Raw genomic sequence first — 15123 nt, 5'->3', positions numbered from 1 at the left:
TATCGGTAAAGCTGATTTTGGGATGCATCAACGTTCCTTGTTTCATCGATCGGAGTGGCAAGCCATTGGTGAGAAAGCGTAGAGCTGATGGACAAATCTGCGACCAAAAAGGACTGCCACAAATGGCTCCTGGAGCGCCCCATTAAGAAAGCTTACACGGTCAAAGGAGTAGCCCGTATTCCCATATTGTTCCCATATGGCCCTTTTTCAGACGCAAAAAACCACAAACCCCCGACTTTCTCTAGGAAAATCAGGGGTTTGTGTTTGCAGAATGTGGCGGTGAAGGAGAGATTCGAACTCTCGATACAGTTTCCTGTATACACACTTTCCAGGCGTGCTCCTTAAGCCACTCGGACACTTCACCGTATCTCTTCAAACATGTTCTGTCTGTCGAGGCGCGCTAATGTAGTCGAAAGCTTTTCTGATGGCAAACATTTTTTTCAGAATTTTCATGCGGTTAACGCGATTAGCAGAATGCCCTTGCTCAAGGACATGGCAAACCGGCCAATCTCCGGCTTCGCGCCGGCTTCTATATAGAGGGCAATTCGCCGCTGGCGTGGCGAGCTACGCTTGCCGGGCGGGGAAAGGGTGACTGGCGGGTCAGTCACGGAGCTTTACCTGGCCTGTGGCGGTGGGTAACTTCTGCCCAACTTTATTGAAAGGAATAGCGTCATGAGTGAGTTGATTTCCTACCATCTCGAAGACGGTATCGCGACCCTGACCTTGAGCAACGGCAAGGTCAATGCCATTTCTCCAGACGTGATTTCGGCGTTTAACGCTGCGCTGGATCAGGCCGTAACTGATCGCGCGGTGGTGATCATTACCGGTACGCCTGGGATTCTCTCGGGCGGGTACGATTTGAAAGTGATGACCTCCGGTCCTAAAGAGGCCGTGGCGCTGGTCACGTCCGGCTCGACGCTGGCCCGTCGCCTGTTGTCGCATCCGTTCCCGGTGATTGTGGCTTGCCCAGGTCATGCGGTGGCCAAGGGCGCGTTTCTGCTGTTGTCGGCCGACTACCGCATTGGTGTCGACGGCCCGTTCAGCATCGGTCTGAATGAAGTGCAGATCGGCATGACCATGCACCACGCCGGTATCGAGCTGGCCCGTGATCGCCTGCGCAAGTCGGCGTTCCACCGTTCGGTGATCAACGGCGAGATGTTTAACCCGCAGAGCGCGGTGGATGCCGGCTTCCTCGACGTGGTGGTTTCGGCCGAAGAACTTCAAGGTGCAGCACTGACGGCGGCGCGTCAGTTGAAGAAGATCAACATGACTGCACACAAGAACACCAAGCTGAAAGTCCGCAAAGCGTTGCTGGATACCCTGGACAACGCAATCATCCAGGATCAGGAGCATTTGGGTTAAGCCCAAAGCTGCGTTAGCGAAAAGCCCGACCGTCGTGTCGGGCTTTTTCGTACGTACGTCGATGAAAAGCCTGTAACCGCTCTAGAACGCGTCTGACCCATCAGTTGGAAACATGTGCTTAAACATCGGCCATCTCCCGCCTCTGTAGCGGCAATTGCTGAAAACAGTGCACATCCGTACACTGCGCCACCTTTTGTCCCGGTGGGGCCTGAAAATGCTGTTTGCTTTACGTATGTCATTGATGGGCCTGCACTTTATTCTGGCAGGTGTACTGGGCGTGATTCTCGGCCTGTGCCGCCCGTTCAATCCGGACAACAGTCGTTTGTGCGCACGCCTCTACGCGTGGCCAGCCATGTGCATTTTGCGTTTGCGCGTGAAGGCCGATGTCGGACCGTTGATGAATAAGCCCGACAGTTGCGTGATCATCGCCAACCACCAGTCCAACTACGATCTGTTTGTATTCGGCAACGTCGTGCCCCGCCGCACCGTGTGTATCGGCAAGAAGAGCCTGAAGTGGGTGCCACTGTTCGGTCAGTTGTTCTGGCTCGCCGGTAACGTGTTGATTGACCGGGGCAACGCGCAGAAGGCCCGTCAGTCGATGTTGACCACCACCCACACCCTGCAAAACGAAGACACCTCGATCTGGGTGTTTCCCGAAGGCACGCGCAACATGGGCGAGGAGTTGCTGCCGTTCAAGAAAGGTGCTTTCCAGATGGCTATCGCAGCAGGCGTGCCGATCGTGCCGGTGTGCGTCAGCAGTTACGTCAAACACATGCGATTGAACCGCTGGCGCAGTGGGAAAATTCTGATTCGCTCGTTGCCGGCGATTCCTACTGTGGGTTTGAGCCTCGATGACATGCCGATGCTGATTGCCCAATGCCGCGAACAGATGCGTGAATGCATCGCTTCAATGGACCGGCAACTGCAAACTGCTTGAAAGAAACCCGCCCTGTGCGGGTTTTCTTTTGCCAGTGAACTGCGCAGATTTCACTGACTCTCAAGCAGCAGACAAGGCTAAGCTGAACACTGCCTGTCACGGCCATTGCCAATTCGAAGCTGCCAACAAGAAGTGAACCAAGACCATGGGTAGAGTTGTTGCTGCTGCGGTTTACAGCGCTGGAAAGAAAGTCACCAATATCACCCTCGACGAAGGCGCGGCCTGGGCGGCAAAGCCTGGTCACTTTGTCTGGATCGGCCTCGAAGAGCCGAACGCAGAGGAACTGTTCAATCTGCAACGACAGTTCAACCTGCATGAACTGGCCATCGAAGACGCCCTGGAAAAACACAGCCGGCCAAAGCTGGAAACCTTCGGCGATGCGCTGTTCATCGTCACGTATTCGCCAATACGCGAAGACGGCAAACTCAAGTTCATCGAGACCCATATTTTTGCCGGTAACGGCTACATCATTACCGCACGCAACGGTCATTCGGCGTCCTACGCCTACGTCCGCCAGCGTTGTGAGGCACGTCCGCTGTTGCTGGAGCACGGGGAAGATTTCGTACTCTATGCCATCCTCGATTTCGTGATCGAGAACTACCAGCCCATGGGTGAAGCGATCCACGCCGAAATCGACGAGCTGGAACGCAACGTCATGTGCGGCTCCCTGAACGAGCGCGACATTCAAAAACTCCACAGCCTGCGCCGCGATGTATTGCGCTTGCGCCGGTTTGCAGCGCCGATGGTGGAAATCGGCGAGGAACTGCAAAAGTTGAGCTTTCCGTTTATCGACAAGAACATGCGCCCGTATTTCCGCGACGTGCAGATTCATGTAACCCGGCAAATGGAAGACCTGACGACCCTGGCTGATATCGCCAGCCAGACCATTGAGGTCGGGGTGTTGCTGGAGGCGTCACGTCAGAGTGTGGTGCAGCGCAAATTTGCCGCGTGGGCGGCGATTCTGGCGTTTCCGACGGCGGTGGCGGGGATCTATGGGATGAACTTCCAGAACATGCCTGAGTTGACCTGGCATTACGGGTATTTCGCGGTGCTGGGATTTATTACGGTGGGCTGTGTGGGTTTGTGGGCAAGTTTCAAGAAGTCGGGTTGGCTTTAGAGCCACGCTCCCACAGGTATCGCGATATGCCCGTGGGAGTGAGGTGTTAGCTGATTAAACGGTTTCTGGCTTGTGCGCCACAAACCGCATCATCCACTCGGCCACCGTGGTGCCGTGGTGTTCACTGCCCAGACTGGCGATGCCTTTCGAGTAGATCTGCTCACCCAGTGCTTGCTGGCGAATTTCCAGCAAGGCGCGGGAATAGTCGTGGATGAATTCCGGGTGGCCCTGGAAGCACAGAACTTGATCGTTGATGTGGTACGCGGCGAACGGACAGAAATCACTGGAGGCAATGACCGTGGCGTTTTCCGGCAACGCCGTGACCTGATCCTGGTGGCTGATCAACAGGGTCAGCTCTTCGCGCACCGGGCTCATCCACGGCGCCTTGGCCGCGAGTTTGTAGCTGTGAGTGCCGACGCCCCAGCCTTGGGTCGCCCGCTCGCTCTTGCCGCCCAGCAATAGCGCCAGCAACTGATGGCCGAAACACACGCCCAACAGTTTGTCGCCACGCTCGTAGCGGGTCAGCAGGTATTTCCTGAGGGTTTCGATCCACGGGTCAGTACCGAAGGAATCGGCTTTGCTGCCGGTGACCAGATAGGCGTCGAAGGTCAGGTCATCGCTTGGATAGTCACCCTGCACGACATTGTAAATGGTGAATTCAGCGGCGATGGGTTGCTGCGAAAACAGGTGCTTGAACATCTGCCCGTAGCCCTGATATTGGTCGACCAATTCCGGACGCAGGTTGTCGGTTTCCAGAATGCAGATGCGTAACGACATAAAAAATACCTGACACGTGATGGGAATAATGCACACCCCAGAGCCTGCCTTGAAACACGGTATCAAGGCAAGCCCCACGGTGCGTCAGTTGTCCCTTAGAACGCCTCCCCTTTGGCAGCTTTCTCCAACAACAGCGCTGGTGGCGCGAAGCGCTCGCCGTATTGCCCAGCCAGATACTGGGCGCGGGCGACGAAGTCCTTGACCCCGTACTGATTGATGAACTGCAGCGCACCGCCAGTCCAGGCGGCGAAGCCGATGCCGAAGATCGAACCGACGTTGGCATCCGCCGTCGAAGTCAGCACGCCCTCCTCCACACAGCGTACGGTTTCGATGGCTTGCACGAACAGCAGGCGATCACGCACATCTTTTGCCGAGATCTGTCCGTCAGCCTTTTCGAAGCGGGCTTTCAGTTCCGGCCATAAATGTTTTTGACCGCCGGCCGGGTATTCATAAAAACCACCCCCGGCAGCCTTGCCCGGACGTTTGTATTCGTTGAGCAGCAAGTCAATCACGGCGAACGCCGGGTGTTCAATCAGCGGTTTCCCTTCTGCTTGCAGGTCTTTGGAGGTTTGCTGGCGGATATGGCTCATCAGGCTGAGGGAAACTTCGTCAGAGATCGCCAGAGGCCCGACAGGCATACCGGCCTTGCGCGCCTCGGTCTCGATCATCGGCGCACTCACGCCTTCGCCCAACATGGCGATGCCTTCGTTGGTGAACGTGCCGAACACCCGCGATGTGAAGAAACCACGGCTGTCGTTGACCACAATCGGGGTTTTCTTGATTTGCAAGACGAAGTCGAACCCGCGAGCCAGGGTTTCATCGCTGGTATTGGCGCCCTTGATGATTTCCACCAACGGCATTTTTTCCACGGGGCTGAAGAAATGCAGGCCGATGAATTTGCTTTGGTCCGGCACTGCCGACGCCAGTCCGCTGATCGGTAGTGTCGAAGTATTGGAGGCGATCACCGCGTCCGCGCCGACTATTTTTTGCGCTGCCAAAGACACCTTGGCCTTCAGTTCACGGTCTTCAAACACCGCTTCGATGATCAGGTCGCAGCCCGCCAGGTCGGCATCGTTTTCAGTGGGATGAATGCGTGCGAGCACGGTTTCACGTTGCTCTGCGCGCATTTGCCCACGCGCCACTTTCTTGTCCAACAGCGCCGCCGAGTTCGCCTTGCCCTTCTCGGCTGCCGCGAGATTAACGTCCTTGAGCACCACGTCGATACCGGCCGATGCGCTGACAAACGCGATGCCCGCGCCCATCATCCCGGCGCCGAGCACGCCGACTTTCTTCGTCACATAAGGCGCGAAGCCTTGAGGTCGAGAACCACCGGCATTGATTTCGTTGAGCTGGAACCAGAAGGTGCCGATCAGGTTTTTCGAGACCTGGCCGGTGGTCAACTCGGTGAAGTAGCGGGTCTCGATCAAGTGCGCGGTGTCGAAATCCACCTGTGCCCCCTCGACCGCCGCACACAGGATTTTCTCGGGAGCGGGCATCGTGCCTTGGGTTTTACTGCGCAGGATTGACGGCGCAATCGCCAGCATTTGTGCAACTTTCGGATTCGATGGCGTGCCACCGGGAATCTGATAGCCCTTCACATCCCAACGCTGCACAGCCGTCGGATTGGCAATAATCCACGCTCGCGCCTTGGCCAGCAGCTCATCATGATCCGCCGCCAGTTCATCGATCAATCCCGCCTGTAACGCCTGCTGCGGGCGGACTTTTTTACCTTCGAGCAAGTACGGCAGGGCTTTTTCGAGGCCGAGCATGCGCACCATGCGCACCACTCCGCCGCCGCCCGGCAACAGGCCAAGGGTCACTTCCGGCAGGCCGAGTTGCACCGATGGATTGTCCAGCGCCACCCGATGATGGCAGGCCAGGCAGATTTCCCAACCGCCGCCGAGCGCAGCGCCGTTGATCGCCGCGACCACCGGTTTGCCGAGGGTTTCCAGGGTGCGCAGTTGCCCCTTGAGGGTCAGCACCATGTCGTAAAAGGCTTTTGCTTCGGGTTTGCCGACCTTGATCAGCTCATTGAGGTCGCCGCCGGCGAAGAAGGTTTTCTTGGCCGAGGTGATGATGACGCCAGCGATGCTGTCCTTGTCGGCTACAAGACGGGCGACACAGTCAGCCATGGCCTCGCGGTACACCGCGTTCATGGTGTTGGCACTCTGGCCCGGCATGTCGATGGTCAGGACGACGATCTGGTCCTGGCCTTTTTCGTAACGAATGGCTTGGCTCATAAACAGGTTCCTTGAAGTCCGGGCTCAGAGGCGTTCGATGATGGTGGCAATGCCCATGCCGCCGCCGACACACAAGGTCGCGAGGCCATAGCGCAGACGCCGGGTTTCCAGTTCATCGAGCAGGGTGCCGAGAATCGCGCAACCGGTGGCGCCAAGCGGGTGGCCCATGGCGATGGAGCCGCCGTTGACGTTGACCTTTGTCGGGTCGACGGCCATGTCCTTGATGAACTTCAACACCACGGAGGCGAATGCCTCGTTGACTTCGAACAGGTCGATGTCTTCGACCCGCAGCCCGGCCTTGGCCAATGCCTTGCGAGTGGCCGGCGCGGGGCCGGTGAGCATGATGGTCGGGTCAGTGCTGGTCACCGCCGTGGCGACGATTCGTGCCCGTGGTTGCAGGCCCAGCGCCCGGCCCTTGGCTTCCGAGCCGATCAGCATCAACGCGGCGCCGTCGACGATCCCGGAACTGTTGCCGGGGGTGTGGACATGGTTGATCCGCTCGACATGGCTGTAGACCCGCAGCGCAGTGGCGTCGAAGCCCATTTGCCCGATCATTTCAAAACTCGGCTTGAGCTTGCCCAGGCCTTCCAGGGTCGATTCGGCGCGGATGAACTCATCGTGATCGAGCAGGATGATGCCGTTCTGATCCTGCACCGGCACCAGCGACTTGTTAAACGAACCGTCGGCCCGCGCCCGCGCGGCTTTTTGTTGCGAGTGCAGCGCGTAGGCATCGACGTCCTGACGGCTGAAACCCTCGAGCGTGGCGATCAGGTCGGCGCCTACGCCCTGCGGGGTGAAATGGCTGTGCAGGTTGGTTTCCGGGTCCAGCGCCCATGCCCCGCCGTCGCTGCCCATGGGCACTCGTGACATGGACTCGACGCCGCCGACCACCACCAGGTCTTCGAAACCGGAGCGGACTTTCATCGCGCCGAGGTTCACCGCCTCCAGCCCCGATGCGCAGAAACGATTGATCTGCACCCCGGCCACGCTGACATCCCAGTCGGCTACCTGAGTCGCCGTTTTGGCGATGTCCGAGCCTTGATCGCCGATGGGCGTTACGCAGCCGAGTACAACGTCATCGACCTGGCTGGTATCGAGGGCGGTTCGCTGTTGCAGCGCCGTGAGCAGCCCCGCCACCAGGTTCACCGGTTTGACGCTGTGCAAGGCGCCATCGGCCTTGCCTTTGCCACGGGGCGTGCGTAATGCGTCGAAAATCAAAGCTTGGGTCATGACGTCCTCGAACCGCAGTGCAGGTGGGTAAAAACACAGCCCTCACTTTTGGGCCAGAGCGCAATGGATTCAATGACCGCAGCGCTCATCGGCATTGACGGTCACGCTCAGACGGACGGTCATCTACGGCCCGGTGAACCGGTTCAGGACACGCAGGCGTCTAGCAAAAGGCCGCCCAAGAAGCTGGCAATAGGCCTCATGCCTTTTTAATAGCATCCAGCAAGAACACCATACTAAATGGATCTAAACCAAGCGTGACGCGGGCTCTAAGGTGAAGGTGTACGAAGTTGTCGTCGGGTTTTGCCGAGGCGCTCGTCCTACAGGAAGTGCAACGTTTGCCGTCATGGAGATGGGCAGGCAGGCATCAGGAAATAACAAAAAGAAGGCGGTCAGCCATGTTCAAACAATCGAAAGTTCGTCAAGCCGGGCTCATTCTATTCGCCACCACACTGTTGTTGATTTTGCCGAACCTGACCAAGGTGATCGGCTAGTCGGTCCATAAAAATACGATTCCAGGGATTTTTATCGCCACGTTAAAAATGTGACTGGCTCGCTACCCGGGCCAGCGTGGCTGTGCCAACCTTTACGGCACTTCCACGACATGGACGGCGATCATTTGAAAACGCTCATTCTGTTTGGGGCCTTGCTGCTCGGCACGCCCCTTTATGCCGCACAGCTGAACCTTGAGCTGGGCGCGAGCAGTCGCACCTGGCAGACCGAGGAGTTGCTCAAGCACCCTCAGATCCAGACCATCACCATTGCCAATGACGTTTCCTATAAACGGGACATGAGCTACCGCGCCGTGCCCCTGGCCGCACTGTTGACCGGCATCCAGCCCGACGATCACCTGCAAGCCGTGGCGCTTGATGGTTTTGCCGCCGAATTGTCGGCTGCGCCACTGCTCAACACCCAGGGCGCACGCGCCTGGCTGGCCATCGAAGACCCCGCCAAGCCTTGGCTGCCATTGTCAGAGGGCAAACACAGCGCCGGGCCGTTTTATCTGGTCTGGACCGATCCACGGGCGGGCAATATCAGTCCGGAACAATGGCCGTTCGAAGTCGCCAGCATCAAGCGCATGGCGCCGGTGGCCGAGCGATTCCCTGCCCTGCTGCCCGATCCTGCATTGAAAGCCGATGACCCGGTGAACAGGGGTTTTGCGCTGTTCCAGAAGAACTGTCTGGCGTGCCATCGGTTGAACGGTGCCGGGGATTCACACTTCGGGCCGGACCTGAATATTCCATACAACCCTACCGAGTACTTCGGCACGGATTTCCTCAAGCGCTACATTCGCGATCCGCAGAGTTTGCGCCAGTGGCCGCAGGCGAAGATGCCGGGGTTCTCGGCTGAAGTGCTGCCGGATGAAGATCTGGGGATGTTGGTGGGGTATTTGAAGCATATGGTTGGGCGCAAGGTTAAGCCCTGACACCCTTTTCCCTGTAGGAGCCGAGCTTGCTCGCGATAGCGGTATGCCATTCAGTGAAGTATTGACTGACATTACGCCATCGCGAGCAAGCTCGGCTCCTACAGGGGTCGGCGGTGTTTGCGCTATTGCTGCTGCACTGAAATCACCGGTGCAGGCGTCGGGGTTACGAAGACCTTGGCGTGCATCTGCTCACACCCGCCACCCCGGCGCATGCCGCGTACCGGGCAGGCATCCAGGTAATCCAGACCCACCGCCAACTTCAGATGTCGCTCAGGCCGCGCGAGCTCATTGGTCACGTCGAAGCTGTACCAGGCGTCGTCCAGCCAGGCTTCAGCCCAGGCGTGACTGGCCAAGTGCTCGCTGTTCTCGCTGTACAGATAACCCGACACATACCGCGCTGGAATGCCCAGACTGCGGGCGCAAGCGAGGAACGCGTGGGTGTGGTCCTGACAGACGCCCGACCGCCCGGCGAAAGCCTGCGCGGCGCTGGTGTCCACTTCGGTGGCCCCCGGCGTGTAGGTCATGTGCTGGTTCAGGCCATGCATCAAGTCGATCAACGCGGTGCGATCGCGACGCTGCTTGCACTCCTTTTCGGCGAATGCACGCAGTGCAGCGTCGGCTTCGGTCAGGCGAGTGAAGCGCAGGAACGGCAATGACGACTGGCTCTCGTGTTCGGCTTCGCGCAATTCATCAATGTCGACCTGGCCACGGGCGCCGATGATGATCGCCTCGTGCGGCTCGTCCATGGTCAGCACATGCAGGATGTTGCCGAACGGATCGAGTTGCGCGCGCACCGGGCGTGGCAAGTCGAGCTGCCAACTGAGCACGTGCTGACGCTCGCTGTCGTGGGGTGTCAGTCGCAGGTACTGGATGCTCGCCCGCACCTGATCTTCGTAGTGATAGGTGGTCTCGTGGCTAATGGAAAGTCTCATGCAGCCTCCAGGTATGAACTGTGAATCGCGTTGCCCAACTGGCGCACCAGCGGGATGAACTCGGTCAGCCAGGCGTGCAGGCCTTCGTCGAGAATTTCGTTGATGCCGGTGTAGCGCAGACGTGCGTCCATTTCCGCCGCCAAGCGTTGCGCCGGTCGGCCGTTGGCGCCCGGCAATTGCGCAAGGATCTGGTCGATTTCTTCGGTGCAGGCGCGCAGGGAGCGCGGCACATCAGCGCGAAGCAGCAGCAATTCCGCCACATGCCGTGCGCCGGGGGCGTCACGGTAGATTTCGGTGTAGGCCTCGAAGGATGAGAGCGCTCGCAGCAAGGCACTCCATTGGTAATAGGCGTGAGCTGTTCCATCGCTGACGGCTTCGGCCTGATCGCCGGCCATTTCGTAGCGGGCATCGAGCAGACGCAACGTGTTGTCGGCCCTTTCGATGAATGTCCCGAGGCGGATGAAGCGGAAGGCGTCGTTACGCATGATGGTGCCGTAGGAGGCGCCACGGAACAGGTGCGATCGTTCCTTGATCCACTCGCAGAAACGGCTCATGCCGTAGCGGCTGAGGCCTTGTTCGGCGATGCCGCGAATTTCCAGCCAGGTGGCGTTGATGTTTTCCCACATGTCGGCGGTGATTCGCCCCCGCACCGCGTGGGCACTGGCCCGCGCCGCACCGAGGCAGCTGTAGATGCTCGCCGGGTTGGCCGCGTCCAGGGCGAAGAAATGCAACAGCCGTTCGGCATGCAGTTCGCCGTGGCGTTCGAGGTAATCATCCAGGGTGCCGGTGATCAACAGCGGCATCGCCAGTTCATGCAGGCCGTTACCGCGGCCATCCTGTGGCATCAGCGACAGCGAGTAACTGATGTCGAGCATCCGCGCGAGGTTTTCCGCCCGCTCCAGGTAACGCGACATCCAATACAAATCCGAGGCAGTTCTACTTAGCATGACAGGCTTCCTTCAATCCTCGACCACCCAGGTGTCCTTGGTTCCGCCGCCCTGGGAGGAATTCACCACCAGGGAGCCTTCGCGCAGGGCGACACGGGTCAAACCGCCGGGCACGACCCGGGTTTCGCGGCCAGACAATACAAATGGACGCAGGTCGATATGGCGCGGCGCGATGCCGTTTTCGACAAAAGTCGGACAGGTCGACAGCGACAGCGTCGGTTGCGCGATGTAGGCATGGGGCTTGGCGATGATCCGCGCGCGGAAGGCTTCGATTTCCGCTGCCGTCGCCGCCGGCCCCACCAACATGCCGTAGCCGCCGGAGCCTTGAGTTTCCTTGACCACCAGTTCTGGCAGATTGGCCAGCACGTGGGAAAGTTCAGAAGGATTGCGACACTGCCACGTGGGAACGTTCTGGAGGATCGGCTCTTCATCCAGATAAAAACGGATCATGTCGGTGACGAACGGATACACCGACTTGTCGTCCGCCACGCCTGTGCCGATGGCATTGGCCAGCACCACGTTGCCAGAGCGGTAAGACGACAGCAGCCCCGGCACACCGAGCATCGAATCCGGGTTGAACGCCAACGGATCGAGGAACGCATCATCAAGACGCCGGTAGATCACATCGACGGCTTTCGGCCCGTCAGTGGTGCGCATGAAGACCTTGTCGTCACGCACGAACAGGTCCGCGCCTTCGACCAGCTCCACGCCCATTTCCCGCGCCAGAAACGCATGTTCAAAGAACGCACTGTTGAAACGCCCCGGCGTCAGCACCACCACGCTGGGGTTGTCGATAGGGCTGGAGCTTTTCAGGGTATCGAGCAACAAGTTCGGATAGTGGTCGATGGGAGCGATGCGCTGCGCCGCGAACAACTCGGGGAACAAACGCATCATCATCTTGCGGTCTTCGAGCATGTAGCTGACGCCGCTGGGCGTGCGCAGATTGTCTTCGAGCACGTAGTACGTGCCGTCGCCATCGCGCACCAGATCGACGCCGGAGATGTGCGAATAGATATCGCGGTGCAAGTCCAGCCCTTGCATTGCCAACTGATATTGCTCGTTGGCCAGCACCTGCTCGGCCGGAATGATCCCGGCCTTGATGATGCGTTGTTCGTGATAGAGGTCGGCGAGGAACATGTTCAACGCCTTGACCCGCTGGATGCAGCCGCGTTCGACCACGCGCCACTCGCTGGCGGGAATGCTGCGGGGAATGGTGTCGAAGGGAATCAGGCGCTCTGTCCCCTGCTCATCACCGTAGAGCGTGAATGTAATCCCGGCGCGATGAAATAACAGATCGGCCTCGCGTCGCCGTTGTGCCAAAAGCTCGTCAGGCGTTTCGGCCAGCCAACGGGCAAACTCCCGATAATGCGGGCGGACCTGGCCGCCGGCATCGTACATCTCATCAAAATAGGTGCGGATCATGCCGTACTCCTTGTCACCCGGACATACAGACCTTCGCAAGGCCCGTGCCATCGGCATAAACGCTTTGATTTCAATCGGTTGGATAATCAATACACACGCACCGCACCAATCCTGTGCGGCAAACGCCCCAACCTGATCGCCCCCGCTTCATTGCAAGGCAATGTTGTTGCCTATCACCAGCATAGTCAGAGTTGATTTCACTGCCCGGTTAACGCTGCGGATAATCCACCCAATCGCCGAATCTGCTTTACCCGCAGGAGCATTCGGCCCACGCATTCGGCTGCACAGGCAGCCCGGTCCGGCATGCTCTGACCGGTTTCTCTCCTTACCGGTCTTCCCTTTTAGCCACCCGCTCAGGTGGCTTTTTTTTGCGCCGGATTCTTGTTTCAGGAGGTTGCCGACATCACGCTTGGCACAAACGAAAACGGCCAACCCGAAGGTCAGCCGTTATTGACGATTGTTACTGTTCATAAGTTTATGCGAGTCGCCCTCGTACCTCCTGTTTGACACCCCAGCCTTCAATGATGCCGCCCAATGGCTCGACCACCGCTTCGAAACCCTGTTCGAAATCGCCGATGTCATCGTAAGTGGCGTACATCACCTTGCTCAGTTCCAGCGCCCAGGCGCCGTCGTCGCGCACGCTGATTTGCGCATTCAGGGATTCACCATGATGGAATTGACGTGCCGCCCTGCGTGCCCGCTCCTCGTCCGGGAAAATGGCGTAGAACTCGATGGGATGGAATCGTGAAAAGTCGAAACCGCCTTCTTTCATGCGGCGCAGCACGCTGCTGCTGATGTCTTCTTGATAGGCTGTGCTCATGAAACGTCCTCCTCAAACTGATGGATAGACTTTCCGTACTCCCTGCGCGCGCAACCCAAGGTCGCGGGCGTTCGGCAACCGATGTGCCGACGGGAAACAAGCATGGAGCTGACAAGACCAGACCTTAGCGATCCATTCGCTGATCTCGATTGCAGAGTAGCCCCAAGATAAAGCCGCTGCCAAGGTCTGGTTGTGAATGTGACAGGAGGTGTTCAGATTGGCGTGATGCTGCGGATTTGTATGCTGTTCTGGGTTTTGAGGTTTTTGACGCCGGCATCGGCGGTTCGCCCTTCCAGATCGTTCAGATCCAGCTTCGCGGCGACAGGAAGAAGCCGTTCCTTGATGAGTTTGGCGGCCTGCTCGTGACTCGGGCATTCCTCGCACTCGAAGACTTCGTCGATGGTTTCACCGTGATCATCCACGAAAGTGACTTTCCACTTTGACATCAGAGCCTCCTCGATCAAACCCGCAAATGGGCTTACCACTATCTCGACCTGATTAGCTGGCTAATCGTTCCGCTGGAATATGCCACCGCTGATCCCCTGTAGGAGCGAGCCTACTCGCGAAAAACGTGAGTACACCGCGTTGAATCAGGCTCCCCGCGTCATCGTTCACGTCCATCGCGAGCAGGCTCGCTCCTACAGGTTCAGGTGAATACTTCAATCCATCAGTCGTTGCTTGGCTTGCCCACAGCTTGCAGCACGTACTGCGGCAAGGCGAAGGCGCCGATGTGGATTTCCGGGTTGTAGTAGCGAGTGACGATGCCACTGCCGGCGAAGCGCTGTTGCAGGGTTTCGCGGGATAGCTTGCGATAAGCGGTATTGGTTGCGCCCCAGGCGAAGGTCATCGAGCCGCCGATATAAGTCGGCACAGCGGCCTGATAGAAGTGCCAGTCCGGGAACAGACTGCGCAGGCGACCGGCGGTGGTCTTCACTTCTTCGATCTGCATGAACGGTGTGCCGTTCTGGGTCACCAGAATGCCGCCTTCATTCAGGCAGCGGCGGCAGGCCTGGTAGAAATTTTCCGAAAACAGCACTTCACCCGGACCGATCGGGTCGGTGGAGTCGGAAATGATCACGTCGAACTTTTCCGTGGTGGTGGCGACGAAACGCATGCCGTCGTCGATCACCAGGTTCAGGCGTGGATCATCGAACGCACCTTTGGAGTGGTTCGGCAGGAATTCCTTGCACATGTCGACCACCGTGCCGTCGATCTCGACCATGGTGATGTGCTCAATGCTGCGGTGCTTGGCCACTTCACGCAGCATGCCGCCATCGCCGCCACCGATGATCAGCACGCGCTTGGCGGTGCCGTGGGCCAGGATCGGCACGTGGGTAAGCATTTCGTGGTAGATGAATTCGTCGGCTTCGGTGGTCTGGATCACACCGTCCAGCGCCATGACCCGGCCCATGCGCGGGTTCTCGAAAATCACCAGGTGCTGGTGTTCGGTGCGCACTTCGTGCAGCAGTTTTTCCATGCGAAAACGCTGGCCGTAGCCTTCGTAAAGGGTTTCCAGGTAATCGCTGGCGGGGATGTTGCTCATGGGAAGTGCTCCGATGAATGCGGTGGCAACGGACGGTTACCCGCCCATGAAGGCCAATCGATCAGCTCGATTGCCCGGGAAAGGCGCGCATTCTACGTCGCGGAACATGACAGGTCGAACCTCGTCTGTCAGATCCGCACATTCCCACGCGGCCCGGCGATGGCCCAGATGATCAGGCCCAGAACCGGCAGCAGCAGGATCAACAGCACCCAGAGGATTTTCATCCCGGTTTCGGCGCCACTTTTCAGCACATTGATGATTGCCCAGATGTCTAGGGCAAGAATGATCAGGCCTACAAGGCTGTTGAACGTGGAACCCATGGTGACGCTCCCGAAGAGTGGTATGCACCCTTAGGATAGTCGGCCATGGCAAG

General features: G+C 58.5%; 14 protein-coding genes and 1 tRNA gene. 4 read left to right on the top strand and 11 right to left on the bottom strand.

The window, feature by feature from the left end; all coding sequences use genetic code 11:
- Positions 1-274: 274 nt before the first annotated feature.
- Positions 275-364: transfer RNA gene (locus tag V6Z53_RS10900), tRNA-Ser, on the bottom strand.
- Between the two features lie 308 nt (positions 365-672).
- Between V6Z53_RS10900 and V6Z53_RS10895 the strand changes: the two genes are divergently transcribed.
- The 3 genes from V6Z53_RS10895 (at position 673) to V6Z53_RS10885 (ending at position 3416) form a co-directional block, all read left to right on the top strand.
- Positions 673-1362: a crotonase/enoyl-CoA hydratase family protein gene (locus V6Z53_RS10895; RefSeq protein ID WP_338585506.1), complete on the top strand. Its 690-nt coding sequence runs from the start codon at positions 673-675 to the stop codon at positions 1360-1362.
- Between the two features lie 214 nt (positions 1363-1576).
- Complete coding sequence (locus V6Z53_RS10890) at positions 1577-2299, top strand: 1-acylglycerol-3-phosphate O-acyltransferase (protein WP_338585505.1); 723 nt, start codon at positions 1577-1579, stop codon at positions 2297-2299.
- A gap of 145 nt (positions 2300-2444) precedes the next feature.
- Entirely contained in the window at positions 2445-3416 is a 972-nt protein-coding gene (locus tag V6Z53_RS10885; RefSeq protein WP_338585503.1) for a magnesium and cobalt transport protein CorA, read from the top strand.
- 54 nt (positions 3417-3470) lie between these two features.
- Here V6Z53_RS10885 and V6Z53_RS10880 read toward each other — a convergent pair whose 3' ends face one another.
- The 3 genes from V6Z53_RS10880 to V6Z53_RS10870 all read right to left on the bottom strand — a co-directional run bounded on the left by V6Z53_RS10880 (position 3471) and on the right by V6Z53_RS10870 (position 7663).
- Positions 3471-4193, bottom strand: a complete 723-nt coding sequence (locus V6Z53_RS10880) for an amidotransferase (protein ID WP_338585502.1) — start codon at positions 4191-4193, stop codon at positions 3471-3473.
- Between the two features lie 95 nt (positions 4194-4288).
- Entirely contained in the window at positions 4289-6433 is a 2145-nt protein-coding gene (locus tag V6Z53_RS10875; RefSeq protein ID WP_338585501.1) for a 3-hydroxyacyl-CoA dehydrogenase NAD-binding domain-containing protein, read from the bottom strand.
- Between the two features lie 24 nt (positions 6434-6457).
- Complete coding sequence (locus V6Z53_RS10870; protein ID WP_338585500.1) at positions 6458-7663, bottom strand: acetyl-CoA C-acetyltransferase; 1206 nt, start codon at positions 7661-7663, stop codon at positions 6458-6460.
- A gap of 601 nt (positions 7664-8264) precedes the next feature.
- Here V6Z53_RS10870 and V6Z53_RS10865 point away from each other — a divergent pair.
- A complete protein-coding gene (locus V6Z53_RS10865; protein ID WP_338585499.1) occupies positions 8265-9086 on the top strand; it encodes a cytochrome c in 822 nt (273 codons plus the stop codon).
- Between the two features lie 122 nt (positions 9087-9208).
- Here the strand turns inward: V6Z53_RS10865 and V6Z53_RS10860 are convergent, their stop codons facing one another.
- The 7 genes from V6Z53_RS10860 to V6Z53_RS10830 all read right to left on the bottom strand — a co-directional run bounded on the left by V6Z53_RS10860 (position 9209) and on the right by V6Z53_RS10830 (position 15070).
- Positions 9209-10018: a transglutaminase family protein gene (locus tag V6Z53_RS10860; protein WP_338585497.1), complete on the bottom strand. Its 810-nt coding sequence runs from the start codon at positions 10016-10018 to the stop codon at positions 9209-9211.
- Entirely contained in the window at positions 10015-10965 is a 951-nt protein-coding gene (locus tag V6Z53_RS10855) for an alpha-E domain-containing protein (protein ID WP_175390617.1), read from the bottom strand. Before V6Z53_RS10855 ends, V6Z53_RS10860 begins: the two co-directional genes overlap by 4 nt.
- Before the next feature lie 12 nt (positions 10966-10977).
- Positions 10978-12387 carry a circularly permuted type 2 ATP-grasp protein gene (locus V6Z53_RS10850; RefSeq protein ID WP_338585495.1) on the bottom strand — a complete coding sequence of 470 codons (1410 nt, stop codon included), beginning with the start codon at positions 12385-12387 and terminating at the stop codon, positions 10978-10980.
- Between the two features lie 475 nt (positions 12388-12862).
- Complete coding sequence (locus V6Z53_RS10845) at positions 12863-13207, bottom strand: ribonuclease E inhibitor RraB (protein ID WP_338585494.1); 345 nt, start codon at positions 13205-13207, stop codon at positions 12863-12865.
- A 212-nt stretch (positions 13208-13419) separates the two neighbouring features.
- Positions 13420-13653, bottom strand: coding sequence for a hypothetical protein (locus V6Z53_RS10840; RefSeq protein ID WP_338585493.1), 234 nt, complete (start codon positions 13651-13653; stop codon positions 13420-13422).
- Positions 13654-13874: 221 nt separating this feature from the next.
- A complete protein-coding gene (speE, locus tag V6Z53_RS10835; RefSeq protein ID WP_338585492.1) occupies positions 13875-14750 on the bottom strand; it encodes a polyamine aminopropyltransferase in 876 nt (291 codons plus the stop codon).
- Positions 14751-14878: 128 nt separating this feature from the next.
- Positions 14879-15070: a PLDc N-terminal domain-containing protein gene (locus V6Z53_RS10830; RefSeq protein WP_223487614.1), complete on the bottom strand. Its 192-nt coding sequence runs from the start codon at positions 15068-15070 to the stop codon at positions 14879-14881.
- Positions 15071-15123: the final 53 nt, after the last annotated feature.

Origin of the sequence: Pseudomonas sp. MAG733B, from assembly GCF_036884845.1 — a bacterium.
Taxonomy (GTDB): Bacteria; Pseudomonadota; Gammaproteobacteria; order Pseudomonadales; family Pseudomonadaceae; genus Aquipseudomonas.
The sequence above is the reverse complement of the archived record's forward strand: the minus strand, read 5'-3'. Positions and strand labels throughout refer to the sequence as shown.

Bases quoted from the DNA above. Each gene is read 5' to 3' on its own strand.
- V6Z53_RS10830 (WP_223487614.1), bottom strand. From the start codon at position 15,070: ATGGGTTCCACGTTCAACAGCCTTGTAGGCCTGATCATTCTTGCCCTA.
- V6Z53_RS10885 (WP_338585503.1), top strand. From the start codon at position 2,445: ATGGGTAGAGTTGTTGCTGCTGCGGTTTACAGCGCTGGAAAGAAAGTC.
- V6Z53_RS10845 (WP_338585494.1), bottom strand. From the start codon at position 13,207: ATGAGCACAGCCTATCAAGAAGACATCAGCAGCAGCGTGCTGCGCCGC.
- V6Z53_RS10880 (WP_338585502.1), bottom strand. From the start codon at position 4,193: ATGTCGTTACGCATCTGCATTCTGGAAACCGACAACCTGCGTCCGGAA.
- V6Z53_RS10895 (WP_338585506.1), top strand. From the start codon at position 673: ATGAGTGAGTTGATTTCCTACCATCTCGAAGACGGTATCGCGACCCTG.
- V6Z53_RS10870 (WP_338585500.1), bottom strand. From the start codon at position 7,663: ATGACCCAAGCTTTGATTTTCGACGCATTACGCACGCCCCGTGGCAAA.
- V6Z53_RS10875 (WP_338585501.1), bottom strand. From the start codon at position 6,433: ATGAGCCAAGCCATTCGTTACGAAAAAGGCCAGGACCAGATCGTCGTC.
- V6Z53_RS10860 (WP_338585497.1), bottom strand. From the start codon at position 10,018: ATGAGACTTTCCATTAGCCACGAGACCACCTATCACTACGAAGATCAG.
- V6Z53_RS10850 (WP_338585495.1), bottom strand. From the start codon at position 12,387: ATGATCCGCACCTATTTTGATGAGATGTACGATGCCGGCGGCCAGGTC.
- V6Z53_RS10865 (WP_338585499.1), top strand. From the start codon at position 8,265: ATGGACGGCGATCATTTGAAAACGCTCATTCTGTTTGGGGCCTTGCTG.
- V6Z53_RS10840 (WP_338585493.1), bottom strand. From the start codon at position 13,653: ATGTCAAAGTGGAAAGTCACTTTCGTGGATGATCACGGTGAAACCATC.
- V6Z53_RS10855 (WP_175390617.1), bottom strand. From the start codon at position 10,965: ATGCTAAGTAGAACTGCCTCGGATTTGTATTGGATGTCGCGTTACCTG.
- V6Z53_RS10890 (WP_338585505.1), top strand. From the start codon at position 1,577: ATGCTGTTTGCTTTACGTATGTCATTGATGGGCCTGCACTTTATTCTG.
- speE (WP_338585492.1), bottom strand. From the start codon at position 14,750: ATGAGCAACATCCCCGCCAGCGATTACCTGGAAACCCTTTACGAAGGC.